Raw genomic sequence first — 24,123 nt, 5'->3', positions numbered from 1 at the left:
TCCTTCATGATACAGCCGTACCATGTTCATGGTACGGTCGTACCACGAAGAACGGATCTTCACAGGAGGTGCCGCCGTGCCCGAGAACACCGCCCGCGTACGCCGCGATGTCGGCCGCTACGTCAACGACACCCTGCGCGACCGCTACTTCGCCGCCGACGACGTGCTCCACGCGATGGGGGCACCCGTCCGCTCCGAGACCGACGTGGAGACCGCCTTCGGCACCACGCACGTCTACCGGTACGGGCCCGCGGACCCCGCCGCCGACTCCAGGACGCCGATCGTCCTGATCCACGGCGCCGGCTACGGCTCGGCGATGTGGTACCCCAACACCCCCGGGCTCAGCCTCCACCGTCCCGTGTACGCCCTCGACACCCCGGGCGACGCCAACCGCAGCGTCCACCGCGAGCCCATGTGGCAGCCCGAGCGCGCCGCGCAGTGGATGGACGAGGTCCTCGACACGCTCGGCCTCGACCAGGTCCACCTCGTCGGCTCCTCCTACGGCGGCTGGCTGGTACTCGACCAGGCCCACCTGCGGCCCGCACGGATCGCCTCCGTCACCGCCCTCGACCCCGGCGGCCTGGAGAAGGTCGGCCTGCGCTTCTTCGCCTGGGTCTTCGTGAGCCTGTTCGCCACCCTCGCCCCGAAGGCGCTGCGCCCGCGCCTCGCCGCCTGGCTGGACCAGCCGGTCCTCGCCGTCCCCGAGATGCGCAAGTGGATCCAGCTCGGAGCCCGCGCGTACCGGATCCGCCGTCCCGCACCCCTGCCGCTGGCCGAGGACGAGCTGCGGTCCATCCGGACCCCGCTCTACGTGATCATGGGCAGGCACAGCCTGCTCGTACACCCCAAGCGGCAGCTGGAACGCGTACCGCGCCTCGTCCCCGGAGCCCGCGCCGAGATCATCACCGCGACCGGGCACGGCCCGCAGATCGACCACCCCGACATGGTCAACGCCCGGATGCTCTCCTTCATGGAGGACATCGACTCCCGTCAGCCCCGCGAAGTGCGGCACCCGGAGGGCACGCACACGCCCTAGATGCGGGCGAACTTCTCGGTCTGGAAGACGAGTTCCTTGGCCATCGTGGCACTGACCGTGGGCCTGGTCTCGTCGATCGTGCGCAGGTAGTCGTCGGTGGTGGGGCGGGCCCGGGCTCCGGTGTCGAAGGTGCGCTCGAACTGGACCTGGGAGACGGTGCGCGCCACATGCGCGATGTCGGCAGGGGTGAACCCCTCGCTGGCGGACGCCAGGGCCGTGCTGTCGGCCTCCGCGCCGGCTCGGGTCAGGTAGCTCTCCCACAGCGCGGTCCTCGCGCGGTGGTCGGGCGGGCCGATCGGCAGCACGTAGTCGAAACGGCCGTGCCGCAGGAACGCGGAGTCGAGCGTGGTCACGTCGTTCGTGGCGCAGACGAGCAGCCGCCCGTCCTGACCCCGAAACCGGACGATCGCCTTCAGCAGTTCGTTGACGACACCGACCGCGGTCGCGTCCGCACCGCTCCGGGCCCCCGCGATCTCCTCGACCTCGTCGATGAAGACCAGGACGTGGTCGAGCCGGGCAATCTCGTCGAAACGCCGGTTCAGCCCGCTGGCCAGCCCGTACTCGGCAGCCAGCCGGGCGGGGAACAGTTCGAGGAACGGCCATCCCAGGCGGCTGGCGATCGCGTGCGCGAACGTGCTCTTCCCCGTTCCGGGCGGCCCGAACAGCATCACCGCCCGCGGCAGCTCCACCCCGTGCTGGGCTGCCAGTTCGGGATGGGCCAGCGGCAGGACCAGGCGCCGCTCGATGAGCTCCTTCTCCCTCTGCATGCCCGCGACCTTCTGCCACAGTCCTCCGGGGGGCAGCTCCGCTCCCAGCGACGCGAGCATGCTGACCGCCTTGGGGGTCACTCGCCCGTGCTTCTCGAAGAAGACCAGACCCGGGCGGCCGACGAAGCCGCAGTTGTGCAGGGCGGTGGCACCGGTCTCGCTCTCGGGCAGGACCGCGTGCAGCGTACGGACGCCGTCGGCGAACAGCCGGTGCTCCAGGGCCGTGATCAGGTCGCTGCCCAGCCCCTGGTGCCGCCAGGCAGGCGCGATGCTGATGCGCAGGATCCACGCCCGGTCGCCCTCCACCCTGCTCACCGCGGCACCGACCACCTCCTCGTCCGCGGTGGCCACCACCGCCGGATGAAGAGCCTGGAGGGCCGCCACCGCGTCCGAGAGCGGAAAGAGAGGTGCCTCCTCGGCCGTGCCGCTCTCCGCGTCGACTCGGAGCACCGCTTCGAGATCGTCCTGGGCGTAGTCCCTGACACGCCAACCCGTCATGGTCAGCTCCGCGTGCTCGGCCGTACTCCCCATCATCGCCCGATGTGCGCGGGACACGCACGCCGGGCGACGGGGCCTCGACTCATGTCGCCGCCCGGTGCTGGTGACCCACCTCGCGGGCGAGGTCCAGTCCGAGGACGCGGTCGAGAAAGGCGAACGTCTCGAACTTGGCACCGGCCGGTACGTCGGCGCGCTTCGCCAGGGTGACCAGCGTGTCCAGGACAGCGGGGACGCCGAGGTCCTCGGCCAGCTCGGCATGGGTGTGTCGCAGCGCATCGGCAGGGACCGGCCTGGACGGCTCCTGTGCCCAGTCGGCCACCAGCCGGCGCCAGTGCCCCAGCTTCCGCCGGGCCTCTTCAAGCGCAGTACCGGTGACCGTGATCGGTGTGCGATACGCGTGGCCGAGCAGAAGCATCCTCACCGCCAGCGGATCCGTCCCCTCCGGGGCGAAGGCGTCCAGGAGCCCCGGGGCCGGGAGGTGGGCACGGTCCGGAACGCCCTTGTCCCCGGAGGCCGTGCCGATCCGGCCCACGTCGACGCGGACCCCGTCCGCCGCGTCCTGGGCGGCGGTCCCGTACGCGCAGACGTGTACATCGGCAGCGGCGCGGACTGTTCCGGTCGGATGGTGAACACCGACGGTGGCGGGCGGATGGATGCCAAGAGCGGACATGGCGCCATCAAGTGCCTGGGCCTGCTCGTGCGGCAGGTCCGCCGTGGTGAGGAAGGTGCGGGACTGCAGGCCGTGCAGCTCCGCAGTGCGCGCCAGTACGTCCCCGACCAGGAGCACCCGCAGATCCGTCATGCCGATCCCGGCGCCGCCGACCGGCAGGTGGACGCAGATGCTGAGCAGATGGCGGCTCACGGAGGGAATCTCCGCAAGGTGGCCGGTACGGGTGTCGACGATACGCAGCATGATGCGGAGGTTAGCCGTGGAAACCGTCGCGCGCCCCGCTGCCCAGCTCACCGGAGCGGGCGGTGGCGGGCGGAGCCGCGGCTGCGCAGGGCCACGTAGAGCAGGTCTGCCACGAGTACCGCGATGCCGATGAAGAGCAGGAAGAGGAGTCCGTCGGCGACGGCGCCGATGAGGCCCAGAATGATCGCCACGATGATCAGGAAGAGGAAGAGTGTCATGGGGCCGCCTCCCCGGCGGTCGGGGGCTCAGCGTCGGGCCAGTTGGCGTTCGCCGTTCGCACCGGGTTCGTAGACGAGGCCGTAGTGACGGAAGACGGCTTCCTCGTCCTCGAAGGGCAGGACACCGTCCGTGCCGATCGAGGGGCTCCGTTTCACCAGTTTCCTGTCGCGGGCGACCCGCACGTACCCCGGCCCCACCGTCGCCCCCTCCAGGGGGACGAACACCAGGCGGTGCCGGGTGGGCAGGCCGACCCGGACCGTGGCCATCGCCGGTTCGTCGGTGCTGGTGTCGACGTAGACGGATTCCAGTTCGCCGATCTTGTGGCCGTCGGGGTCCACCACGTCCTGGTCGCGCCACTCGCGGATGTCCGCCGTCCGGATCATGCCGTTCCTCCCTGCTCGGTCGCCGGTGGGGGAAGCGCGGCGACGAGGAGCTCGGTGGCCGGCGTGATGTTGTCGGCGTGGACCGCGCGGGCCATGGCCGCGCGGGCGGCGTCGGGCTCCGTGTCCGGCGGCACCACCATCAGCGCGAAGTGGTCCTTGTCGCCGCGGGTGATCAGGGCGGTGTCGTCGCCGACCGGGAAGGAGTCGAGGTGGACGACCCGGTCGTCGATGATCATCCGGGGCGGAATCCCGTCCCACGCGGTGGCGTCCAGGCCGACCCGGGTGATGGGTCCGAGGTGTTCGGTCAGGGCTGCCACCAGCGCGGGAACCTCCTGCTCCACGTCGCGGGTGCGCGGCCACCACACCCCGTCGAGGACGCCCTGCCGCGAGTGCGTCGTCTCCAGCCGGAGCAGGGCCGTACCGGGGCGCACCGCCTCGTGGATCGCGTCCGGCAGGAGCAACGGGGGCGGGGGCGGAATGTCTGGGTCGACCATGGTGGATCCGCCCGTCTGCAGGTGAGCTGCCGCGACCCGCCGGCCGTGCCTGAGGGGGCGACAGGCCGCCGGCGGGGCGACTTGTTCTGTCAGTTCACGGTACCCCCGGCTCGCGTATGTCCGCCCGTCGCCGCACCCGCGTTCGTGCGGCTCGGAAGTCTCTCCCCTCATCAGGCCGAAAACGGGCTGTTCGGACGTAGGGTGGAGGTACCGGAAGTACTTCGAGCACCAGCTTCCACGCAGGTGTCATTTCCGGGGAACACGAAAAACCGGGCTGCCGACGGGCAGCCCGGGGGCAGGTTCGCCGCCATGACCACCACCCTCGACAGGACAGCGAACCGGGCCCTCACCCCAGGACTTCCGGCCCGCTTGTCGCTCACCCCGAAGACCCCACTCGTCGGTCGGCTCGACGGCGCCTGGTGGCCCCGCTCACGCGACCTGGCAGCCGAGCTGCCGGCGCTGGCCGACTCCCTCGAAGGACGCTGGGGCCGCATCACCCGCGTCCTGGTGAACCCGGGCCACTGGCCCGTCATCCCGCACAAGGTCGCCGCCACCGGCCATGTCCTGCACGTGGGCTGGTTCACCGAGCAGGACCCGGACAAGATCATCCTGCTGTCCTACACGACCGGCCGCTGCGACCTACTCGTGATTCCGCCCGAGACCGAACCCGCCTCCGCGGCCCGGCTGATGACCGCCGCCGCCCTCCCGGGCAGCGTCCTCACCGCGGGCTCGCTGATGTCCGGCGAGGCCGCGACCGGCCGCCGTATGCGGGAGGCACGGAGCAGCGAAGACGCCTGGGAGACCGACGGCGGGGCCGCCCCGGCGCCCCAGCCGCACCCAGCGGCGCACCCGGTCGTCGGCGCCCGGATGATTCCGCTGCCGGGACGCATCGGGAGGTGAGGACATGGAGACCGTGATCACTCTCCTGGCAGGCGCACTTCTGATCGCGCTCGGCGCACACCTGATCCACCGGCTGAACGCCCAGCACGACGCACGCATAGCGGCCCGCCACTTCAGCGACCCCTACCCCTCCCTCAGCCGTCCCCCCGGTCACGACAACCCCAGGCCGCCCGAACGGATCGCCGATCGCCGGCCTACGGGCACCTGGCCCTGACCTCAGACCACTCCTCCGACCGAAGGCCGCGGGTGGGGCACCCGACCCCAGGGACAACCCACCCGCCGGCCTCTCGCCTTGCCCCGAACGGAGCACGCCGTCTTGCAGCCCACCGAGAACGAGCCCCTGCCGCAGGGGGGACACGCCGAGATTCGTATCGTCTCCGCCGACCCCGAGGCCGCCCGTGCGGTCGCCGAAGTGATCCGCCGGTGCTTCGCCGGCGCAGAGCAGCGCAGCTACCCCGTGCCGGGCGGCGGCACACGGCTCCACCTCACCGTCGACACCGAGACCGCCGCCGGACCCGCCCGCACCTGGCTCGCCACCAGCAGACCTCCCACCGGCACCGGCCCCCACACCGAGGAATTCTGACCGGCCACGAACGACACCACACGACGACAGGACCACGCGGCCATGTCGACACTCCACGAGCGGCAGCGGTACCGCCGACAGATCCTCCAGGCCCTCTACGCTGCCGCCGAAGGCAACCGCCTGCTCGGCGTCACCGGAGCCGCGCTCAACCACGACCTGCGCATCCCGGAGCAGGATCTCGCCGCCGCCTGCTCCTACCTCGCGGGCGAGGGACTGGTCTCCGTCGACTGGGAGCCGGGAAACACACCCGCGATGGTCTCGCTCACCCACCAGGGCATCCGCCTCATGGAGGCGGAGGAGGAAGAGGGCGACTGAGCGGGTTCGCCTCCGGGCCCGGCGGGCTCGGAAGGCCCAGGGAGGGCGTCGTCGGCCGCATGCGGCCGATGGCCCCCCGCACGGTGGCCGGGTGGCGTGCCCTGCCGCCGAGAAGCATCCTGGAGGCCACGTCTCTGGTGCGGGCCGCTCCGGTACCCGGTCGCGGCGCGGTCGCGGTACCCGACCCGTACGGCAGGACCGGACGAGGTCATCGCCGCTCGGTTGGAGGCAACGGGATGACCGTCGGACCGCGCAGGGAACCCGATCGCTCGGAGAGCTTCGACGAGGGGCTTCTGGGAACGATCCTGGACCAGGCGCACGAGCTGCCCCCTCACCGGGTCGGGCTGGTCGTCACCGAGACGGTCGGCCGGCTGGGCGGCAGGAATCCGCAGATCCTTCTCCAGGACTATCAGCAGCAGAGGCTCGTCCCCCTGCTCTCCGAAGGACTGACGGGCGGCGAGACGCTGTCCATCGACAGCTCGGACGCCGGCAGGTGTTTCCTCACGTCGCTCCCGGTCGAGCTGGCGACGGCCGACGGAGTACGCGTCCACGTACCGCTGCTCGGCGGCGGCGACCAGGCCGGCGTCCTGGCCGTCACCCTGGACACGGTCGACGACGACGTCCGCCGCATCGTGCGCCGGATCGCGGGCCTGGTCGCCGACCTCCTACAGACCAAGAACGACTACACCGACCTCTTCTTCCGCACCCGTCGCAGCGAGCCGTTGAACGTCGCCGCGGAGATCCAGTGGTCGCTCCTGCCGCCGCTGACCATGACCATGCCGCGCGTCGCCGTCGCCGGAGTCCTGGAACCCGCCTACGACGTGGCCGGCGACAGCTTCGACTACGCCCTCAACGGCGACACCCTCCACCTCGCCATGATCGACGCCATGGGCCACGGCCTGGACGCGGCCACCATGGCCACCGTCGCCATCGGCGCCTACCGGCACGCCCGCCGCATCAGCGTGGAGCTGTCCGAGATCTACCTCTTCATGGACCGGGCGGTGGCCGAACAGTTCGCCCCCGACCACTTCGTCACCGCCCAGATGATGCGACTGGACACGACCGTCGGCCGCCTCCAATGGGTCAACGCGGGACACCCCGCCCCCGTCCTGATCCGCGAGCACCGTGTCCTGGGCCGCCTGGACAGCCCCACCACCCTCCCCGTCGGCTTCGGAGGAGCACAGCCACAGGTCAGCAGTGTGACGCTCGAACCGGGGGACCGCGTCCTCTGCTTCACCGACGGGCTGATCGAGGAGCACGAGAGCGGGCAGGAGCAGTTCGGCGAGGACCAGCTGATCGACTGGGTGAACCAGCTGGAGAAGACGGACCGGGGAGTCCGCGCGGTGGCACGGGACCTGTCCCACACACTCAAGCGAGCACGCGGCGAAGCCACCTCGGACGACGCCACTCTCGTCCTGGTCGAGTGGCGTGGCTGATCCGCCGCCGTGCACAACGTGCCCGTAGGGGCGGTCAACAGCGGACGGCAAGGGAGCCGAGGAGACGGCGAAGAAGCGGCGCCAGGCCAAGGGACCCGGGCCTTCGTCGTCTTCCAGACCGCTCGGGGACTCCCCCGGGCTCCGACCCGCTGACGCAGGTTCCGATGACTTGCCGACAGCCCAGCCGGCCGACCGCCCTGCTTCCGGCCCGCCGAATTCGGGGTGCACGAATACCTGTGTTCGCGGGCTGAGGTTTTAACGGCCGTCGCAGGCAGAGATTTTAGCGGCGCCACACAGGGAGAAATACTCGCGACACACAGGCGGCGGTGACGTGCTACTGTCGAACCCAGTTGCAGTTTTGGTACCCAAAAAACTTCAAGCGCCTCCCGTCGGCCGCGTGCCGCATGGAAGCGCTTTGTATTTCCGGTCATTTTCCGGGCAGGGCATCATCGCGGCGACACGGTATCCGTACGGTACGGATACCGTCGTACTGCCCAAAGGAGATATGACATGGCTACTGGCACCGTGAAGTGGTTCAACGCGGAAAAGGGTTTCGGCTTCATCGAGCAGGACGGTGGCGGCCCTGACGTGTTCGCCCACTTCTCCAACATCGCCGCCCAGGGCTTCCGCGAGCTCCAGGAGGGCCAGAAGGTCTCCTTCGACATCGCGCAGGGCCAGAAGGGCCCGACGGCCGAGAACATCGTTTCCGCCTGACGCTGACGCGTAATACGTAGCTGGGGCCCGCATCCCTCGGGGTGCGGGCCCCAGCTGCATGCATTTCGCAGGGTTTTCGCGTACACCTGCGCCTCTCGCATTTCTTTCGCTCGCCCGCTTGCGCCGACAATTCCATTGTCCTGAGCCAGGCTGCTTGCTTTCGCATTTCATTCGGCCCGTGTCTGTGATTCCCAACGCTGTTCATCCGCTGCCGGGTCCTTGATTACGCGCCGTATCAAGGAAGGTTCTGCATGAACCCCACACGCACGAACGGCCGTTCCGCCCGCACCCGCCGCAACGGCGGCCACACGTACGACTCCTCCGCCGGAACGGGCCGGAGCGGTCGACCCGGTTCGTCCGCCGCGAACCGGTCGGGAGGTCCTAGCCGGTCGGGAGGTCCTAGCCGGTCGGGCGGACGCGGCAAGCGTTCCGCCGCCGTGCAGGGGGAGTTCGCCCCGCCGAAGACGATCACTCCGGCACTGCCCGCCGTCGAGACCTTCGCCGACCTGGCCATGGACCGGCGCATCCTGGCCGCGCTCACCGCACAGGGCGTGTCCGTCCCGTTCCCCATCCAAGGCGCGACCCTGCCGAACTCCCTGGCGGGCCGCGACGTCCTGGGCCGCGGCCGGACCGGCTCCGGCAAGACCCTCGCCTTCGGCCTGGCCCTGCTGGCCCGCACCGCCGGACAGCTCGCCGAGCCCCGTCAGCCGCTGGCGCTGGTTCTCGTCCCCACCCGGGAACTCGCCCAGCAGGTCACCGACGCGCTCACGCCCTACGCCCGCGCCGTGAAGCTGCGCCTGGCGACCGTCGTCGGCGGGATGCCGATCGGCCGGCAGGCGAACGCTCTGCGAAGCGGCGTCGAAGTCGTCGTGGCCACCCCCGGCCGACTCAAGGACCTCATCGACCGCGGTGACTGCCGGCTGAACCAGGTCGCGATCACCGTGCTCGACGAGGCCGACCAGATGGCCGACATGGGCTTCATGCCCCAGGTCACCGCGCTCCTGAACCAGGTCCGCCCCGAGGGCCAGCGCATGCTGTTCTCCGCGACCCTGGACCGTAACGTCGACCTCCTGGTCCGCCGCTACCTCACCGACCCCGTCGTCCATTCCGTGGACCCCTCACAGGGCGCGGTCACCACGATGGAGCACCACATCCTGCACGTGCACGGCGCTGACAAGCATCGGCTGACGACGGAGATCGCGGCGCGCGACGGCCGGGTGATCATGTTCCTGGACACCAAGCACGCCGTGGACCGCCTCACCGAGGACCTCCTCCACTGCGGTGTCCGGGCCGCCGCCCTGCACGGCGGCAAGTCGCAGCCGCAGCGGACGCGCACCCTCACCCGCTTCAAGACGGGGCACGTCACCGTCCTGGTGGCGACGAACGTCGCCGCACGCGGCATCCACGTCGACAACCTCGACCTCGTCGTCAACGTGGACCCGCCGACGGACCCCAAGGACTACCTCCACCGCGGCGGCCGAACCGCCCGGGCCGGCGAGTCCGGCAGCGTCGTCACCCTCGTCACGCCCCAGCAGCGCCGCGACATGACTCGCCTCATGGCGGCCGCCGGCATCGTGCCGGAGACCACCCAGGTCCGATCCGGCGAGGAGGAGCTCCGCCGGATCACGGGCGCCCAGACCCCTTCCGGCACCCCCGTGACGATCACCGCGCCGCCGGCCGAGCAGCGCGAACACGGCACGGCCTCCCGCGCTCGGCGCGGGCGCGGCACTTCGGCGAGGCGCGCCGGCGGACGGCGTTCCGCCGGCGACGCGGCGGCCTGAGCCGTACGTGATCCGGAAGCTGACCCATCTCTGCAGGAGGCACGTCATGACGCTGGTCCAGATGCAGTCCCGCCCGACGCACCCCGCCCCCGCGCACCTGACGGCGGCCGACTCCGTCGACACGGCCGGACCGCTGGTCTGCGACGACATGACCGTGGAAGTGGCCCTGGCCGTCATGGCCGGGGCCCACACCACGCACCTGCTCGTCTGCGACAGCGATGATCAGTGCACCGGCCTGGTCACCCGGACCCAGCTCACCACCGTCCGTGACAGCCCCGCCTACACGGACCGGATCCAGCTGCGCGACCTCTCCGGCGACGGCGGGCCGCTCACCCCGGCCACCGCTGTGACGATCGGGCGGGCCGTACGCCCCAGGGTCGTCGCCTCGTCCTGCGTGGGCGGACAGGACGACACTCCGGGCGCCCTCGCGCCCGCTCTCGTCCTCGCGTGAACCGCCTCACCACGGCGGAACCATTCCCTTCCTCTCCCTGTGAGGCATCGTGCGCTGTGTCATCGCCCGTTTCCCCTTCGACCTCACCAAGAGCGGCGTCCTGGACTCCATGAAGGGCGTCAAGCCCGAGGAGGTCGTCGGCGAGTCCGTGATCATCGGCCGCCGCACGTACCCCGTCATGCAGGTCGGCCAGGTCATCACCCGCCAGGACCGCCGCGACTTCAGCGCGGGTGAAGTTCTCCGCGCCATGACCAAGCTCGGCTTCACCTGCCGCGGCCTCCCCCGGAACACCGCGCCCACCCACGCCCCCGACCCGTTCCAGCACGCCTCCGCGATGCTCGGCACTCCGGCTGCGGCCTGACCGTGACCCACGGGCGGACGTGAGCTGACACTCGGGCAGCCGAGAGGGCCCGACCGGTCCGCCGGTCGGGCCCTCTCGCGTAGCGGTGGACGAGTTCCCCGAGGGCTCGAAGTCAGTGATCGGAGTAACGGAAGTCGCCCATGGTCCAGGCGCTGACATCCGCGATCGAGACGCGGTACATCCCGCCGGTCTCCGGGATCCCCACCGTGCCCTGAAGGATCCGCGCCATGTGGAAGTGCAGGTACGCGGGCGGTCCGTCCCTCCTTGTCGTAGCGGTGAAGACCGCGGAGAACTCTCCCAGGCGGGCGGAGTCCGCCAGGACCTCCGAGACCCGCTGCCTCCACACCGCTTCGGGCGCCAGCCGACCGGTGATGACAGCACCACCGGTGACCACGGTCATGGACATCTGATTGCTCTGCCCGGACTCCACCAGCGTGGCGACGTCAACGAGCAGCTCGTCAAGCTTCGACATGAGAGCCGATCCTATTCACGGGTCGCCCCGTCCTCTCAACCGGTCGTGCGGCCGGGGAGACGCACAGTCGCCGTCTGACGCCGGCGAGGAGCACGACCACCTGTTCGGCCGACAGAAAGCCATACGGCCTCCGGACCAGGTGCCCATCCCAGGCACAGTCTGCCCCCTCCGACGGAACTTCCCCTGAACGGGGATCGAAGCTGGTCACATGGGGTGAAAGGGCTGCCTGGCTCGTTTCCTGTCCCCGGGCGGGAGACGTTGGTGCGGATGTGAACACCACGAGCATCGTCCCCATAGTGGCCACCTCCCACGCCGCCCCTGCCTCTACCGCCGTGCATGACTCGGGCGCGGACGGCGCGCCCGGCGTCATAGTCATCTCCTCCTGCACCACCCTCGGCACCACCCTGATGGTCCAGCTCGCAGGCGAGATCGACCACTACAGTGCCGCCCCGCTGCGGGCATTGCTGGCCTCGGCCGCCGACACCGGCTGCACCGGCCTCGTCCTGGACACCGCCCGGGTCACCTTCTGCGACTCCGGCCTCCTTGCCATCCTCGAACGGTGGCCACGCCACGGACGCAGGCTCCGGCTCGTCAACCGGTCCAGGCCCGTGCAGCGTCTCCTGAACGCCGCCACCGCGGCGCAGAAGCAGCCGCTCCGGACCTGCGCGCCGACGTCAGCAGCCACGCCAGGGCCTTCATACTCCTGACCGGTGTCACCATGCTCGCAACGGTTCCCCTCGTCCATCGAGATCCCGCGAACCTCGCCACCGCCCCGCCCGCCTTCCCCGGACAACGCCTCACAGGACGCTGATCCCTGCCGTGTGGCACCCCCGCCCCATGGCGCAACGGCACAGGTGACAAGAGGTGTCGGGGCCGCCGGCAGGCCCCGACACCTTCACTGTCCTCGATCGGCTGCGCCGTAGTGACGCCGATCCCTGCACCGGGCTCCCGGATACGCGGTGGGCAACCCGGCGGTGCCGCTCCGCGACCCCGCGCGTCACTGTTCGAGGCCGATTACCTATCCAGCGGACGCGCGAAAATCTATGTTGGCCGGAGTAGACATGCGGCTGTGGCGTGGCTATGGTTTCTCTCGTAACCCGGAGAGACAACAGGGCCCGGCAGAGATGAACTGCCGGGCAGGCGTTACCAGCAACTACAGCTGGTTGCAGTTCGCAGGACGGTGCGGCGGTGGAGTTTCGAAGCCAGGGCTTTCGCAGGACGGCGACGGGACTGGCGGCCGGACCGGGTGGCCCGCAGTGATCAGGGGCCGCCACAAGCGGGACCGCGGTCATGGCAAGTGCGGTACCCGTGGGTGCAGTACGCAGTACCCAGCAGTGAAGTCAGCAAGCGGTACCCCTGGTGAAGGCGTCGGCTGCGGACGCGCGCACCGGGAAGTTCGGCAGTGGGGTTCTAAGCCAGAGCAGACGCAGGACGGGCAACGGGGCTGGCTGTCGAAGAGTGGCGCTGTCACAGGCCGCTGAGCAAGCAGTACGCATCACCATGCAGTACCCGCAGTACGCAGTTCCCTGTAGTAAGTAGTTGATCACCGAGGAAGAACGGAGGAACCCGCCGCCATCAGGATCGCCCGGGCGGTACGTCTGAGCCCGGGTACCGCAGGACATCGATAGTGAGGTGGTCTCCGGTCAAGCAACCGCGATCCCCGCAACCCCGACAGCAACCAGGTCGGGTGCGCGGACACAGAACGCCGGCGCAGTATCAGGGCCGGCAGGTGGTGTAGAAGTTCCTTCGGGGCCCTGGTGCCAGTACTGGCACCAGGGCCCCTCAACGCGTTTCCCAGAGAGGTGCAAATGACAGCAGATGACTCGTACGGCCGTCTCGACGACGACGACTACCCCGCCTACACGATGGGCCGGGCCGCCGAGATGCTCGGCACCACCCAGGGCTTCCTCCGCGCCATCGGCGAGGCCCGCCTGATCACCCCGCTGCGCTCGGCGGGCGGCCACCGCCGTTACTCCCGCTACCAGTTGCGCATCGCCGCACGCGCCCGCGAACTCGTCGACCAGGGCACACCGATCGAGGCCGCCTGCCGCATCATCATCCTCGAAGACCAGCTCGAAGAGGCCCAGCGCATCAACGCCGAATACCGCCGCGCCGCCGCATCCGACGGGCAGCCAGAATCGGCTTGAGGTGAGTCCGCACGCCGTCGGCATCGACCGGAGGGTGCAACCCCGGGGCTTGGCGGAGGACTGCTCACGAGCAGATGCCCGCGCGAGGCCCGTCCCCCAGGTCAGCACTACGAGTGGCCTGGTAGGCGCTGTACGCCCGGCGTGCGCGTTCGTGTCGGGAGTTGCCCATCAGGCCGTGGATGCCTATGGAGACCGCCCCCGAGCGGTCCGGGAGAGTTCGTACTCGACTTCAGGCCGTCTCCGGGCAGCCCGCCGACCAGATGCCGCAGCACGGCATGCTCTCCGGTGACGGCTCGCTGTACCCGAGGTACACCGACGTCGTCGACCGACGACGTCACCGCGGGCTCGATGTGGCCTTCGTCGTCGTCCGGGCCTCTCCGGGCGCCCCGCGCCGGGGCCGGACGGGAGCGGTCAGAACTCCAGCACCTCGCGGTCGAGCGGGTACCGGGCCCGGTGGGGGCCGTCGTACGGCGAGGGTGTGATCGGCAGGACTCCGGTCGGCTGGAGGCCCAGGTTGTCGTCCCAGATCCGGGGTTCGACCTGTCCGACGACGCGGAACCGCCGGAACGTGAACGGCGGGCTGTCCGTCGGGAAGAACTCGGGCGTGGTCATCACCTGGAAGTGCAGGTGCGGCGTGGTCGAGTTGCCGCTGTTGCCGATCAGGCCGAGGACCCGGCCGGGTTCGACGTGGTCGCCCTCCCGGACCCTGAGCGAGCCGGGCTTCAGGTGGGCGTAGAGCAGATAGCGGCCCGGCGAGACCTCCACGGTGACGTGGTTGCCGACGGTCTCGTCGATCGGCGGGACCGGCGGAGTGACGGGCGGCGTGTTGTCCGGGATCCCGTCCTGGACCTCCACGACCCTGCCGCCGGCCGCCGCCACGACCGGCTGCCGGTAGCTCAGGTAGCTGGTGAGCCGGGCGGGGTCGCCCTCCCAGGTCTGTCCCTGCTCGCCGACCCGGTACCAGTCGATCGCGAACCGCTGCGGCACGTAGAAGCGGCCGTTGATCGGACCGAGGCCGCGCCGGTGGTGGGTGTTGCCGCAGCACGACTCGCTGGAGTACCAGGTGCCGGGGCGGACCGGCGCGTTCAGGTTCAGCGGCGCGGCGCGGTCGGTCGGGGTGACCTGGACCGTCTCCTCGAACGGGGAGGAACCGGAGGCGGTGAGGACGGCACCCGAGAGACGGTGTTCGAGGACCTCGGGCACCCGCCGGCCGCGGTCCAGGGCCAGGTCGATCCAGACGACCCACTGCTGGGAGCCCGGGATGACGGTCGGCGTCGGCCCCGGGGGCGCCGGGGTGTACCCGTCCGCACCCGGCAGGGGGTCGCCCACCGGGTTGGCGGCATCGGCCAGCGCCTGGCCGCTCAGCGCGCCCACCACCCGGTGCGTGCGGGCGTCCCGGACCTCGACACGGTCGAGCCGCACCTGTGCGCTGCTGGACAGTGCGTTCGTGGCGAGCAGTTCGTACGAGAGGTGCGTCTTGCCGTCCGTGGCCCGGAACGGCGCCGGTTCGGTCATCACCGCCGCCGTCAGCGGGGTGAACTGCGGTCCGGGCGCCGACGGGGTCGCGCCGGTTCCGAATCCGGGTGCCGCCGCAGCCGTCAGCATGCCGACCGCGAGCACGGCGGCGGCGAGCCCGCGACGTAGCGGGTTGCGGCCGGTGCGGTTGCGAGGGTGGCGCTCTGCCATGGTGCTCTTCCAGTCGTCGGGTCCGGGCCCGTGAAGGGCACCGGCACGCCCCGCGCCGAGGCGCAGGCCCATGTAATCCGGCCGAGCGGCGCTCCCGGCGGACGGCGCCGGAGTCGGGTACCGAACTACACCCGTCCAGCCGCACCGGACCGCCGGGCGGGAGCCGGCACGTGCCTCATCCGCGCCCTCCAGGGCGGTGACAGCGGTCACCACGGGTACGAGCAGAGCCTCCCGGCAGGACCCGCGAAGAGACTTGTCCGCAGGTCAGAGGCCATACGGACGGCCAGCAGCGGTGATTCCCAGGCTTATGGCGCGGGTTCGCCTCCCGTCATCCGCTCTTCTACGAAGCCCCAAGTCAGCGACCTGGGGCTTCGGCGGTCTTCCAGGGAGCAGGATTTTTCAGGGAGCAGGATCTCGCGGATCGTCGATGTCGACCGCGACTTCCCCCGGGGCCGAACCGGTGGGCAGGGACGGCTGGTCGGCGGCTGCCCCCAGCCCCGCTCAGCCTCGGCGGTCGGAGCGGCGTGTCGCGGCGGCGATCACGGCGGTGACGGCGGTGGTCACGGCGAGGCATCCCATCATGACCATCACCACGCCGACCATGAAGAGGCCGCTGGCGTCGTCCGACCAGTCGTAGAAGGCGGCGACCGTCAGCCCGGCGGTGGTGCCGGCCACCGCACCGACGACGTGGCGCCGGGACGCCGCCCAGGACACCGACGCCAGCAGAGTCAGCACCAGCCCGATCACCTGCCAGGCCTCGTAGGGGCCGGTCGTGGAGCCATCGGGGTGCACGTCGCGGTGCTGGTCCCAGCCCAGCCAGGCGGCCCAAGCGGCCAGTGTCGTAAGGACCAGCAGCAGAGTCACCAACGGCTGGTTGTCGAGCATCGGGAGTCGTCGTCGCATGGCCCAAGCGTTCCGGCTCGCCGCCGAGGAGGGCAGAGCGCACGTACTCACCGCACCCCGAGTACTTCCACCAGGTACGCCGGACGAGGTCCCTCCCGCCGCGCGGTCAACCGGAGGCCGGGATACCGAGTTCGTCGAGCAGGCCGTGGCGACGACCTCGCCCAGCCACAGTTGGGGAGCGGAGCGGTCGTGGGTGGAGAAGGACAGCACCGGTCGGCCGAAGACCGCGTTGGCCGGCAGCGAGCCGGTGACCGCGCCGCCGATCTGGGCGGGTACGTACGCGGCCACGTCCCGCCGGATTCACGGACGTCTCGATCACCCCGACCCACGCGGTCGCCGACGGGATGCACTCCGCGATCGTGAAGGCCACCAAGCGGGGGTAGGCGCCACCCCGGACGCAGCGCGCCGAACAGCGCGGTGGGGGAGACGTCGAGAACGCGGGTCGTGCGCCATCCGGGATCATGGGTCCGACAGATCGGCCGGCGTGTTCGTCGCCTCGTCACGGCAGGGGGATCGCATGGAAGAGCTGGTTGCGTCGGATGCCGGCGTGGCGCGCGGGGACAGGTTCGAGTGGTTCTGCCAGGCCGTGTCCAGCGATGTGATGCCCGTCCTGCTCAGCACACGGAGCAGGGCCGACTTCCACGCGCGCATCGCGGATCTGGATCTCGGTGTGGTGCGGCTGTCCACCGTGGCGTGCTCGCCGGTGAGTTCGCGCCGCACCCCGGTCCACGTGCGGCGCGGTGATCCCGAGCACCTGCAGCTGGCGCTCGTCACCCAGGGCGCGTTCCGGATCTCTCAGCGGGGCAGCGAGTCCGTGGTGGCGGGCGGACTCGTCCTCACCGACACCTCACGGCCCAGCGAGGGGGCCAGTGTGGGAGGGCTGGTCGAGTCGGTCGTACTGCAGATTCCCCGGCCCGCCCTGGCGCTGCGCGCCGACCGGGTGGACCGGCTCCTCGCACGGAGTCTGGCCGCTGACGTCGGGTCGGGGGCCGTCCTCGCCGGCTTCCTGAAGACGCTGCTCGCCCACGGCCCGCACTGTGGCCCGGAGGAGCTGCGCGCGATGGGGTCCGTGGCCCTCGATCTCGCCACGGCGCATCTCGCGCGGCAGCTCGGTGACCCCGGCGAGGCTCCTGCCGAGGCCCGTGCGCAGGAGACGCTGCAGCGGATCCACCGTTTCATCGAGAACAACCTCGGGGACCCGGACCTGACTCCTCAGGTGGTGGCCGATCGGCACGGGATGTCCCTGCGGAGTCTCCACACCCTCTTCCGCGACCAGCCCCTGACCGTCGCGGCGCAGATCCGGCACAGGCGTCTGGAGCGCGCCCGTGCCGACCTCGCGCGCGGGGAACTGAGCGGTCAGCCCGTGCAACTGATCGCGGCTCGCTGGGGGTTCTCCAGCGCGACCGCGTTCAGCCGCGCCTTCCGTGAGGCGTACGGGATCACCCCGTCCGAACACCGGTCGTCCTCGGCCCTCGCGGGACGCGGTGCGCGCGGTGTACAGAAAGTCTGCACGTCACGCACACCACCGCGCGCCGGGCGGACCTAGATTCTCCGCTGCCGGGGAACACCGCCGCAGCGAGAACGCGGCGGCGGTGGCCCGGCGATCTGCACGGGCCGAGACCTCAGGGGAAAGCATGAGCATGCGCAGGAAGATCGCCACGACCGTCGGAGCAACGGCACTGGCGTTCGCGGGAATTCTCGGCACCGCCGGTCAGTCCTTCGCCGGCTCCAACGGCCAGATGCTCCAGTTCTACGACAGGGAAGGTAAGACCTACTCCCTCTACGTCGTCGGTACGAATCAGAACGGCCAGCGGGTCGACGGCTGCTTCCAGACGCCCTCCACCTTCACCCTGCTCTCGGGCTATTGGTGGAAGGGGGCCGTCAGCTACATGGGCTTCGAGAGGGCGAACTGCACCGGCCCGACCACCGGCGCCGTCGACGGATGGGTTCCCGCGTACCAGGAGCACCAAGACATCTACACCATCAGCCTCTGACCGCCGCCACCCCGACAGAAGCCCCAGGTCCAACGGCCTGGGGCTTCTGTCGTGCGGGGGGGGGCCGGCTCAGCGGAGGGTGAGCGGGGTCTCCGACTCCACGTGGGAGAGCTTCTCGGGGTTCCGGACGTAGTAGAGGCCCGTGATGCGGCTGTCCTCGACGTGGATCGCCATGATGCCGTCGAGCTCGCCGTCCAGGTGGACGAGGAGGGCCGGGCTGCCGTTGATCACCGTGAAGGCGACCTCCATGGGGAGCTTGTTCTTGCCGAGGCCGCCCAGCATGAAGCGGGTCACCTTGTCCGCGCCGGCGATCGGGCGGAGCGCGGCCTGCTTGATGCCGCCTCCGTCGCTGACCAGGACGACCCCCGGGGCGAGTACGTCGAGAAGGCCCTGCGGGTTGCCCGTCTCGAGCGCCTGGCGGAACGACTCCAGAGCCGTCCGGGCCACGCTCGGCGAGACCGCCTGGCGGGGGCGCCGGGCGTCGACGTGGCGGCGGGCGCGGTGGGCGATCTGGCGGACCGCCGCCGGGGTCCTGTCGACGGCGGCGGCGATCTCGTCGTAGCCCAGGTCGAAGGCCTCGCGCAGGACGAAGACGGCGCGCTCGGTCGGTGCCAGCGTCTCCAGGACGAGCATCATCGCCATCGACACGCTCTCGGCGAGCTCGACGTTCTCGGCCACGTCGGGCGCGGTGAGCAGCGGCTCCGGAAGCCAGTTGCCGACGTACGCCTCCTTGCGGCGCTGCAGCGTGCGGAGCCGGTTGAGCGACTGCCGCGTCGTGATCCGGACCAGGTAGGCGCGCGCGTCGCCCACCTGTTCCAGATCGACCTTGACCCAGCGCAGCCAGGTCTCCTGGAGGACGTCCTCGGCGTCGGCGGCCGAGCCGAGCATCTCGTACGCGACGGTGAAGAGCAGGTTCCGGTGGGCGACGAACGCCTCGGTCGCCGGGTCGGTGGCTTGCTCGTCCATGTGCATCCTCGTCAGGGTCCTTTACGTCGAAAGGTGTTCGCTCAGACTCCGGCCCGCCGCGCCGGGGCGGGCGTGGCGGTCCGCGCGGCTGCCGCCGCCCGGAGCTGCCGCTCGCGCGTGCCCCCTCCCGCGACGCGGTGCAGACGGTACGAGCCGGGCTTGCCCGCCTCGTCGGCCAGGTGCTTGACCACGCCCACGCACACGAGCTCCTTGAGCTTCGCGCCCAGGCGGCCGTCGACCTTGAGCCAGACGGCGACGTCGGTCCGCTTGGCGAACTGGAAGATGCCGTCGCCCCGGCCCAGGCTGATGCACTGCGCGGCGAACGACTGGTTGAGGGTCTCGGGCCGCTCCCCCGCGATCCGGCTGAGCACCGTGTCGGCGGCCCGGGCGCCCATCGGCATCGCGGCCTGGCAGCTCATCCGCAGCGGCAGGTCCGAAGGCGCCGCCGAGTCCCCCGCCGCGATGATGCGCTCGTCGTCGATGCTGGTCAGCGTCTCGTCCGTCCGCAGACGGCCCAGCGCGTCGGTGCTCAGACCGCTGCGCGCGGCCAGGTCCGGTACGCCGAAGCCGACGGTCCAGATCGTCACCGCGCTCGGCAGCTCGCGGCCTCCGCTGAGCGTGACCGCGTCACGCGTCACGGCCGTCACTCTCGTGTCGGGGCCGTCGAGGACGGTCACCCCGAGCCCGGCCAGCCGCCTGGCGACCGAGCGCCGGCCCCTCGGGTGCAGGTACGGGCCGAGCACCCCGCCGCAGACCAGGGTGACGGCGCGGCCCGCCTCCGCCAGCTCGGCGGCGGTCTCGATACCGGTCGGACCGGCTCCCACGACCGTCACCGCGGCCGTCGCGGGCGCCGCGTCGAGGACCGGGCGCAGCCGCCCGGCCTCCTCGAAGGTGCCGATGGGGTAAGCGAATTCGGCCGCCCCGGGCACGCTCGGGTCGGCGCTGCCGCTGCCCACCGCGTAGACCAGGTAGTCGTAGTCGACCGTGCCGCCCGACGCCAGCTCCACGCTGCGTCCGGCCGCGTCGATCCGGGTCACGGTGTCGACCACCAGCCGTACGCCCTCGCCCAGTACCTCCCGGTAGTCGACGACCGCGCCGTCCGTCCCTCCCACCAGCTGGTGCAGGCGGATCCGGTGGACGAAGCTCCGGCGCGGGTTGATCAGCGTGACCGTCACGTCGCCGCGCCGCGTCAGGCGGTTGGCCGCCATGACGCCCGCGTACCCGCCGCCGATCACGACCACATCGGTGTTCTCGCTCATGGTGTGTCCTCCGCTTCAAGGGGTTCGACATCAAGACACCGACGACCCGGATTCTGTGACACGTACGGCCATGTGACCCGCACAACATTCGAGTTCACGCCAGTGCTGTCGTTGCACTGCTGTGCAGCGACTGCACGAAGATATACTTATGGCCTGAGGGGGCGTCAAGACCCCGCCGAACCGATCGCCCCGGGAGGACAGGGCACGATGAGCCAGGACGATCCCGCCCGCCGCGGCGGCCGCGAGGCGCAGCGCCGCCGTACCCGTAAGGCGATCGTCGACGCGGCGGTCCGGCTGAGCGCCGGCGGAGCGACGCCGTCCGTCGACGAGATCGCGGCCGCCGCCGACGTGTCACGCCGCACGGTCTATACGTACTTTCCGAGCCTCGACCACCTGCTGATCGACGCGACCGCCGGCGCGCTCAACGAGCCCCCGGTCGAGCAGGCGCTCGCCGATCCCGCGATCGCCGGCGACGCCGCTGCCCGGGTGGACGCCCTCATAAGGACGCTGTTGACGTACTCACCACAGTCACTGCCCCTCGGCCGCCGGCTGATCCGCCTGACCGTCGACCTGCCGGAGGGCGAGACTCCGGATCCGCCCGCCCCGCGCCGCGGCCCCCGCCGGATCCAATGGCTGGAGCAGGCCTGCGAGCCGCTCCGCGACACCCTGAGCCCGGAGTCGTACCAGCGGCTGATCTCGGCCCTGACCATCGTGGTCGGCTGGGAGGCGCAGATCGCTCTGCGTGATGTCCGTGGCCTCGGCCCGCAGGCCGAGGAGGAGGCCATCACCTGGGCGGCACGCGCCCTGGTGGAGGCGGCGATCAGAGAACACGAAGCGGGCGCGCCCTAAGGGGTGTTGCGAAGCTCCCGGCTGTCCCGCGACGCCCGACGAGCGCGCTGGGCGGGCCCCGCCGGCACCCGGGGCGGCGGAGAAGGGCGCTCTGTCCGCGTCGGTTCGCGGCGTGCGGTGCGCTGGGCAGCGGCTCGGAGGCGGGTCAGGACGGCGCGGTAGCGGGTGGAGTGTCGGTTCGGCGGCAGATTCGGCATCACGGTCGTCCGCTGACCGTCACACCGCGGGCGGGAATCCCGGAACCCCGGGATCGAGTGGCTCCCCGGCGCTCAGTAGTACTCGCGCATGATCTCGGTGGCCCAGTCCGGCTGCGTCACGGCACCGCGGGGGCCGAACTCGGACAGGTACGGCTTGATGTCGAGGACCGGGGTGCCGTCGACGGCGTCGAGGCCCTGCACGTGGACGTCGCGTCCGTCGACGCACAGCAGGCGGCAGCGGGAGACGCCGAGCCGGTTGGGTCGGTTCTTGCCGCGCTGGGCGAAGATGCCGACCAGCGGCCAGTCGGTGTTGCCGCGCGGGTGCCGGGCCCCGGTCTCCACCTTCTCCGCCGGCACCCGGTCGAAGTGGTAGACGACCTCCACGTGCGAGAAGGAGTCCAGGCCCGCGAGCGCGTCCGGACCGAAGCGCTCGTCCAGCCGGATCACCGCGGAGACCTCCCCCCATGCGTCGTCACGGACCTCCGCCCGCCCGCCGACCACTCGGCCGATCGGGTCCGAGACGACCTCGGCGGTGGGTGTGCGCTCCGACATGTGGTGCTCCGTTCGCGGGAAGGGAGTGATCGGCGTTCACGGTACTCAGCGGTCGACGGCGTTCTGCCACCAGGAGGGCGTCCCTCTGACGGCCGTCAGGAATCGAGAAGCGGCGGGCCACCGGCCCAACTAGCGTGGTGGGCATGGACATCACCATTCACACCACCGTCCTCCCGCACGACGACCCCGACGCCGCCGTGGCCTTCTACCGGGACGTGCTGGGCTTCGAGGTCCGCAGCGACGTCGGACAGGGCAGGATGCGCTGGATCACCGTCGGGCCCGTCGGACAGCCCGGGACCTCCATCCTGCTCGCGCCGCCCGCCGCCGACCCCGGGATCACCGAGGACGAGCGGCGCACCATCACCGAGATGATGGCCAAGGGCACGTACGGGTGGATCCTGCTGGCCACCCCGGACCTCGACGGCACCTTCGAGAAGGTGCAGGCCGGGGACGTCGACGTCGTGCAGGAGCCCACCCAGCAGCCGTACGGCGTGCGGGACTGCGCGTTCCGTGACCCCGCGGGCAACCTCGTCCGCATCCAGGAAGTCCGCTGAGCCGTCCGGCTGAAGGGAGTTCCACCCATGTGCCATCCCGCGTGGAGGCGGGCACGCGTCGCGGCGCAGCACCTGAAGGACCTCGCACGGCTGCGCCGTGTCCGCGACCGGATCGACCGGGAGTACGCGCGGCCCCTGGACGTCGACGCGCTCGCCCGTGACGCCGGCATGTCTCCCGGGCACCTCGGCCGCCTGTTCCGCCAGGCGTACGGCCGGTCGCCCTACTCGTATCTGATGGCCCGGCGCGTCGAGCACGCGACGGCGCTCCTGCGCGGGGGTGATCTCGGCGTCGCCGAGGTACGCGCCCGGGTCGGCTGCTCCTCGTCCGGCGTCTTCGGCGCGCACTTCGCCGAGCGGGTCGGCATGGAGCCCGACGACTACCGGCGCCGGGCGGCGGACGCGTTGGAGCGGTCCGCCGGACCGGTCAGGATTCGAGAAGCGTCGGCGGCCCTGCCGTCACTAGCGTGGCAGTCATGAACTCCATCGACACCGTCACCCTGGAGGTGGCCGACACCACGGCCGCCGAGCGCTTCTACACCGCCTTCGGTCTGGGCGACCAGGTCCGTCTGCGGGCCTCGGACGCCCCGACCACCGGCTTCCGCGGCTTCTCGCTGTCGCTCACGGTCTCCCGGCCGGCCGACGTCACGGCCTTCGTCGACGCCGCCCTCGACGCCGGCGCCACGGCGCTGAAGCCCGTCTCGAAGTCCTTCTGGGGCTACGGCGGTGTCGTCCGGGCGCCCGACGGCACGATCTGGAAGATCGCCACGTCGGAGAAGAAGGACAAGGGCCCCGCCACCGGCCGGATCGACCAGATCGTGCTCCTGCTCGGCGCCGCGGACGTGACCGCGAGCAGGCAGTTCTACGTCGAGCACGGCCTCACCGTGACGAAGAGCTTCGGCCGCAAGTACGTCGAGTTCGCCGCGGGGTCCGGCCCCGTCAAGCTCGCCCTGTACGGCCGTCGCGCCCTCGCCAAGGACGTCGGCGTCCCCGTCGACGGCACCGGCTCGCACCGGCTCGTCCTCGGCGGCGGAACCGAGGCCCTCACCGACCCCGACGGGTTCGCCTGGGAGCCCGCCCCGGCCACCAGCCGGATCTGACCCGCAGCACCCGATCCGACGAGTACGACGAGTACGAACCAGCGCGACCGGCACGGAGAACCGACCCGCCCCGACCCGCCCCAGCACCGCGAGAGGACCTGCCATGAAGAGCACCGACTCGGCCGCCACGTCGTACGACGGTTTCACGGAGGATGAGCGGGGCGCGATGAAGGAACGCGCCCAGGAGCTGAAGAAGGCCGCCCGCCGCAGCCCGCGCGCGGCCAAGGCGGACGGCGAGAGCGAGGTGCTCGCGAAGATCGCCGAGATGCCGGAGGCGGACCGCGTCCTCGCCGAGCGGATCCACGCCGTCGTGAAGGCCGCCGCGCCGGAACTCACGCCGAAGACCTGGTACGGGATGCCTGCCTACGCCAAGGACGGCAAGGTCGTCTGCTTCTTCCAGAGCGCGGCGAAGTTCAAGGCGCGCTACGCCACCCTCGGGTTCAACGACGCCGCCAACCTCGACGAGGGCACCATGTGGCCCACCGCCTTCGCCCTGACGCGGCTCACCGCCGACGACGAGGCGTTCATCGAGGCGCTGGTCAAGCGCGCGGCGAGCTGAGGCAGGCCCGCCACGGCTACGGGACTCCCGTCGGCGC

The 24,123-nt window shown here is 71.0% G+C and carries 30 protein-coding genes and 1 pseudogene; 20 read left to right on the top strand and 11 right to left on the bottom strand.

Annotated features, from left to right (window positions below; genetic code table 11):
• The first annotated feature begins 76 nt into the window (after nt 1-76).
• Nucleotides 77-1,036: an alpha/beta fold hydrolase gene (locus ACF1G2_RS23950; protein ID WP_391800192.1), complete on the top strand. Its 960-nt coding sequence runs from the start codon at nt 77-79 to the stop codon at nt 1,034-1,036.
• On the opposite strand, the gene ACF1G2_RS23945 is transcribed toward ACF1G2_RS23950, so the two are convergent.
• From ACF1G2_RS23945 to ACF1G2_RS23925, 5 genes are all read right to left on the bottom strand, one after another.
• Nucleotides 1,033-2,301 carry an ATP-binding protein gene (locus tag ACF1G2_RS23945; RefSeq protein ID WP_391800191.1) on the bottom strand — a complete coding sequence of 423 codons (1,269 nt, stop codon included), beginning with the start codon at nt 2,299-2,301 and terminating at the stop codon, nt 1,033-1,035. The two genes, ACF1G2_RS23950 and ACF1G2_RS23945, sit on opposite strands and share 4 nt — an antisense overlap.
• A gap of 82 nt (nt 2,302-2,383) precedes the next feature.
• Complete coding sequence (locus ACF1G2_RS23940) at nt 2,384-3,214, bottom strand: hypothetical protein (RefSeq protein ID WP_391800190.1); 831 nt, start codon at nt 3,212-3,214, stop codon at nt 2,384-2,386.
• Between the two features lie 47 nt (nt 3,215-3,261).
• Complete coding sequence (locus ACF1G2_RS23935) at nt 3,262-3,432, bottom strand: hypothetical protein (RefSeq protein ID WP_391800189.1); 171 nt, start codon at nt 3,430-3,432, stop codon at nt 3,262-3,264.
• Between the two features lie 27 nt (nt 3,433-3,459).
• Complete coding sequence (locus ACF1G2_RS23930; protein WP_391800188.1) at nt 3,460-3,816, bottom strand: PRC-barrel domain-containing protein; 357 nt, start codon at nt 3,814-3,816, stop codon at nt 3,460-3,462.
• A complete protein-coding gene (locus ACF1G2_RS23925) occupies nt 3,813-4,310 on the bottom strand; it encodes a DUF5994 family protein (RefSeq protein ID WP_391800187.1) in 498 nt (165 codons plus the stop codon). The genes ACF1G2_RS23930 and ACF1G2_RS23925 overlap by 4 nt, the downstream gene beginning before the upstream one ends.
• 309 nt (nt 4,311-4,619) lie before the next feature.
• On the opposite strand from ACF1G2_RS23925, the gene ACF1G2_RS23920 reads away from it, so the two are divergent.
• The 9 genes from ACF1G2_RS23920 to ACF1G2_RS23880 all read left to right on the top strand — a co-directional run bounded on the left by ACF1G2_RS23920 (nt 4,620) and on the right by ACF1G2_RS23880 (nt 10,851).
• Entirely contained in the window at nt 4,620-5,210 is a 591-nt protein-coding gene (locus tag ACF1G2_RS23920; protein WP_391800186.1) for a DUF5994 family protein, read from the top strand.
• 4 nt (nt 5,211-5,214) lie between these two features.
• A complete protein-coding gene (locus ACF1G2_RS23915; protein ID WP_391800185.1) occupies nt 5,215-5,424 on the top strand; it encodes a hypothetical protein in 210 nt (69 codons plus the stop codon).
• 102 nt (nt 5,425-5,526) lie between these two features.
• Nucleotides 5,527-5,793, top strand: coding sequence for a hypothetical protein (locus tag ACF1G2_RS23910; RefSeq protein ID WP_391800184.1), 267 nt, complete (start codon nt 5,527-5,529; stop codon nt 5,791-5,793).
• 42 nt (nt 5,794-5,835) lie between these two features.
• Entirely contained in the window at nt 5,836-6,108 is a 273-nt protein-coding gene (locus ACF1G2_RS23905; protein WP_391800183.1) for a hypothetical protein, read from the top strand.
• Between the two features lie 236 nt (nt 6,109-6,344).
• Entirely contained in the window at nt 6,345-7,544 is a 1,200-nt protein-coding gene (locus tag ACF1G2_RS23900) for a PP2C family protein-serine/threonine phosphatase (RefSeq protein WP_391800182.1), read from the top strand.
• Between the two features lie 510 nt (nt 7,545-8,054).
• A complete protein-coding gene (locus ACF1G2_RS23895) occupies nt 8,055-8,258 on the top strand; it encodes a cold-shock protein (protein WP_030323642.1) in 204 nt (67 codons plus the stop codon).
• Nucleotides 8,259-8,509: 251 nt separating this feature from the next.
• Complete coding sequence (locus ACF1G2_RS23890; RefSeq protein WP_391800181.1) at nt 8,510-10,039, top strand: DEAD/DEAH box helicase; 1,530 nt, start codon at nt 8,510-8,512, stop codon at nt 10,037-10,039.
• Nucleotides 10,040-10,085: 46 nt separating this feature from the next.
• On the top strand, nt 10,086-10,490 hold the full coding sequence (locus tag ACF1G2_RS23885; RefSeq protein WP_391800180.1) for a CBS domain-containing protein: 405 nt from the start codon (nt 10,086-10,088) through the stop codon (nt 10,488-10,490).
• A 49-nt stretch (nt 10,491-10,539) separates the two neighbouring features.
• The gene (locus tag ACF1G2_RS23880; protein ID WP_391800179.1) at nt 10,540-10,851 is read left to right on the top strand and encodes an SCO5918 family protein; all 312 of its coding nucleotides are present in this window, start codon (nt 10,540-10,542) and stop codon (nt 10,849-10,851) included.
• Nucleotides 10,852-10,963: 112 nt separating this feature from the next.
• Here the strand turns inward: ACF1G2_RS23880 and ACF1G2_RS23875 are convergent, their stop codons facing one another.
• The gene (locus ACF1G2_RS23875) at nt 10,964-11,323 is read right to left on the bottom strand and encodes a hypothetical protein (RefSeq protein WP_391800178.1); all 360 of its coding nucleotides are present in this window, start codon (nt 11,321-11,323) and stop codon (nt 10,964-10,966) included.
• A gap of 296 nt (nt 11,324-11,619) precedes the next feature.
• Between ACF1G2_RS23875 and ACF1G2_RS23870 the strand changes: the two genes are divergently transcribed.
• Nucleotides 11,620-12,030, top strand: coding sequence for an STAS domain-containing protein (locus ACF1G2_RS23870; RefSeq protein ID WP_391800177.1), 411 nt, complete (start codon nt 11,620-11,622; stop codon nt 12,028-12,030).
• A gap of 1,101 nt (nt 12,031-13,131) precedes the next feature.
• Nucleotides 13,132-13,470, top strand: a complete 339-nt coding sequence (locus tag ACF1G2_RS23865) for a MerR family transcriptional regulator (protein ID WP_391800176.1) — start codon at nt 13,132-13,134, stop codon at nt 13,468-13,470.
• Nucleotides 13,471-13,881: 411 nt separating this feature from the next.
• Here ACF1G2_RS23865 and ACF1G2_RS23860 read toward each other — a convergent pair whose 3' ends face one another.
• Both ACF1G2_RS23860 and ACF1G2_RS23855 read right to left on the bottom strand, forming a co-directional pair.
• Nucleotides 13,882-15,156 carry a M23 family metallopeptidase gene (locus ACF1G2_RS23860; RefSeq protein WP_391800175.1) on the bottom strand — a complete coding sequence of 425 codons (1,275 nt, stop codon included), beginning with the start codon at nt 15,154-15,156 and terminating at the stop codon, nt 13,882-13,884.
• Nucleotides 15,157-15,657: 501 nt separating this feature from the next.
• The gene (locus tag ACF1G2_RS23855) at nt 15,658-16,059 is read right to left on the bottom strand and encodes a hypothetical protein (RefSeq protein WP_391800174.1); all 402 of its coding nucleotides are present in this window, start codon (nt 16,057-16,059) and stop codon (nt 15,658-15,660) included.
• Nucleotides 16,060-16,352: 293 nt separating this feature from the next.
• On the opposite strand from ACF1G2_RS23855, the pseudogene ACF1G2_RS23850 reads away from it, so the two are divergent.
• From ACF1G2_RS23850 to ACF1G2_RS23840, 3 genes and pseudogenes are all read left to right on the top strand, one after another.
• Nucleotides 16,353-16,442 (top strand): annotated as a pseudogene (locus ACF1G2_RS23850) (arsenite S-adenosylmethyltransferase); the annotation flags it as partial.
• Nucleotides 16,443-16,576: 134 nt separating this feature from the next.
• Entirely contained in the window at nt 16,577-17,605 is a 1,029-nt protein-coding gene (locus ACF1G2_RS23845; protein ID WP_391800173.1) for a helix-turn-helix domain-containing protein, read from the top strand.
• 88 nt (nt 17,606-17,693) lie between these two features.
• Nucleotides 17,694-18,053, top strand: coding sequence for a hypothetical protein (locus ACF1G2_RS23840; protein WP_391800172.1), 360 nt, complete (start codon nt 17,694-17,696; stop codon nt 18,051-18,053).
• A gap of 69 nt (nt 18,054-18,122) precedes the next feature.
• Here ACF1G2_RS23840 and ACF1G2_RS23835 read toward each other — a convergent pair whose 3' ends face one another.
• Together ACF1G2_RS23835 and ACF1G2_RS23830 are read right to left on the bottom strand one after the other, a co-directional pair.
• Nucleotides 18,123-19,019, bottom strand: a complete 897-nt coding sequence (locus ACF1G2_RS23835; RefSeq protein WP_391800171.1) for an RNA polymerase sigma-70 factor — start codon at nt 19,017-19,019, stop codon at nt 18,123-18,125.
• Between the two features lie 41 nt (nt 19,020-19,060).
• On the bottom strand, nt 19,061-20,278 hold the full coding sequence (locus ACF1G2_RS23830) for an NAD(P)/FAD-dependent oxidoreductase (RefSeq protein WP_391800170.1): 1,218 nt from the start codon (nt 20,276-20,278) through the stop codon (nt 19,061-19,063).
• A 207-nt stretch (nt 20,279-20,485) separates the two neighbouring features.
• Between ACF1G2_RS23830 and ACF1G2_RS23825 the strand changes: the two genes are divergently transcribed.
• On the top strand, nt 20,486-21,127 hold the full coding sequence (locus ACF1G2_RS23825) for a TetR/AcrR family transcriptional regulator (RefSeq protein WP_391800169.1): 642 nt from the start codon (nt 20,486-20,488) through the stop codon (nt 21,125-21,127).
• Between the two features lie 269 nt (nt 21,128-21,396).
• Here the strand turns inward: ACF1G2_RS23825 and ACF1G2_RS23820 are convergent, their stop codons facing one another.
• On the bottom strand, nt 21,397-21,876 hold the full coding sequence (locus tag ACF1G2_RS23820; RefSeq protein ID WP_391800168.1) for an SAM-dependent methyltransferase: 480 nt from the start codon (nt 21,874-21,876) through the stop codon (nt 21,397-21,399).
• A 143-nt stretch (nt 21,877-22,019) separates the two neighbouring features.
• On the opposite strand from ACF1G2_RS23820, the gene ACF1G2_RS23815 reads away from it, so the two are divergent.
• The 4 genes from ACF1G2_RS23815 (at nt 22,020) to ACF1G2_RS23800 (ending at nt 24,086) form a co-directional block, all read left to right on the top strand.
• Nucleotides 22,020-22,430 (top strand): VOC family protein, encoded by a 411-nt coding sequence (locus ACF1G2_RS23815; RefSeq protein WP_391800167.1) that lies wholly within the window; start codon nt 22,020-22,022, stop codon nt 22,428-22,430.
• A 27-nt stretch (nt 22,431-22,457) separates the two neighbouring features.
• A complete protein-coding gene (locus tag ACF1G2_RS23810; protein WP_391800166.1) occupies nt 22,458-22,907 on the top strand; it encodes a helix-turn-helix domain-containing protein in 450 nt (149 codons plus the stop codon).
• Complete coding sequence (locus ACF1G2_RS23805; protein ID WP_391800165.1) at nt 22,904-23,527, top strand: glyoxalase; 624 nt, start codon at nt 22,904-22,906, stop codon at nt 23,525-23,527. Before ACF1G2_RS23810 ends, ACF1G2_RS23805 begins: the two co-directional genes overlap by 4 nt.
• Before the next feature lie 103 nt (nt 23,528-23,630).
• Nucleotides 23,631-24,086 carry an iron chaperone gene (locus ACF1G2_RS23800; RefSeq protein WP_391800164.1) on the top strand — a complete coding sequence of 152 codons (456 nt, stop codon included), beginning with the start codon at nt 23,631-23,633 and terminating at the stop codon, nt 24,084-24,086.
• Nucleotides 24,087-24,123 lie beyond the last annotated feature (37 nt).

The sequence above is a fragment of the Streptomyces sp. NPDC013457 genome (genome assembly GCF_043089925.1).
GTDB lineage: Bacteria > Actinomycetota > Actinomycetes > Streptomycetales > Streptomycetaceae > Streptomyces.
The sequence above is the reverse complement of the archived record's forward strand: the minus strand, read 5'-3'. Positions and strand labels throughout refer to the sequence as shown.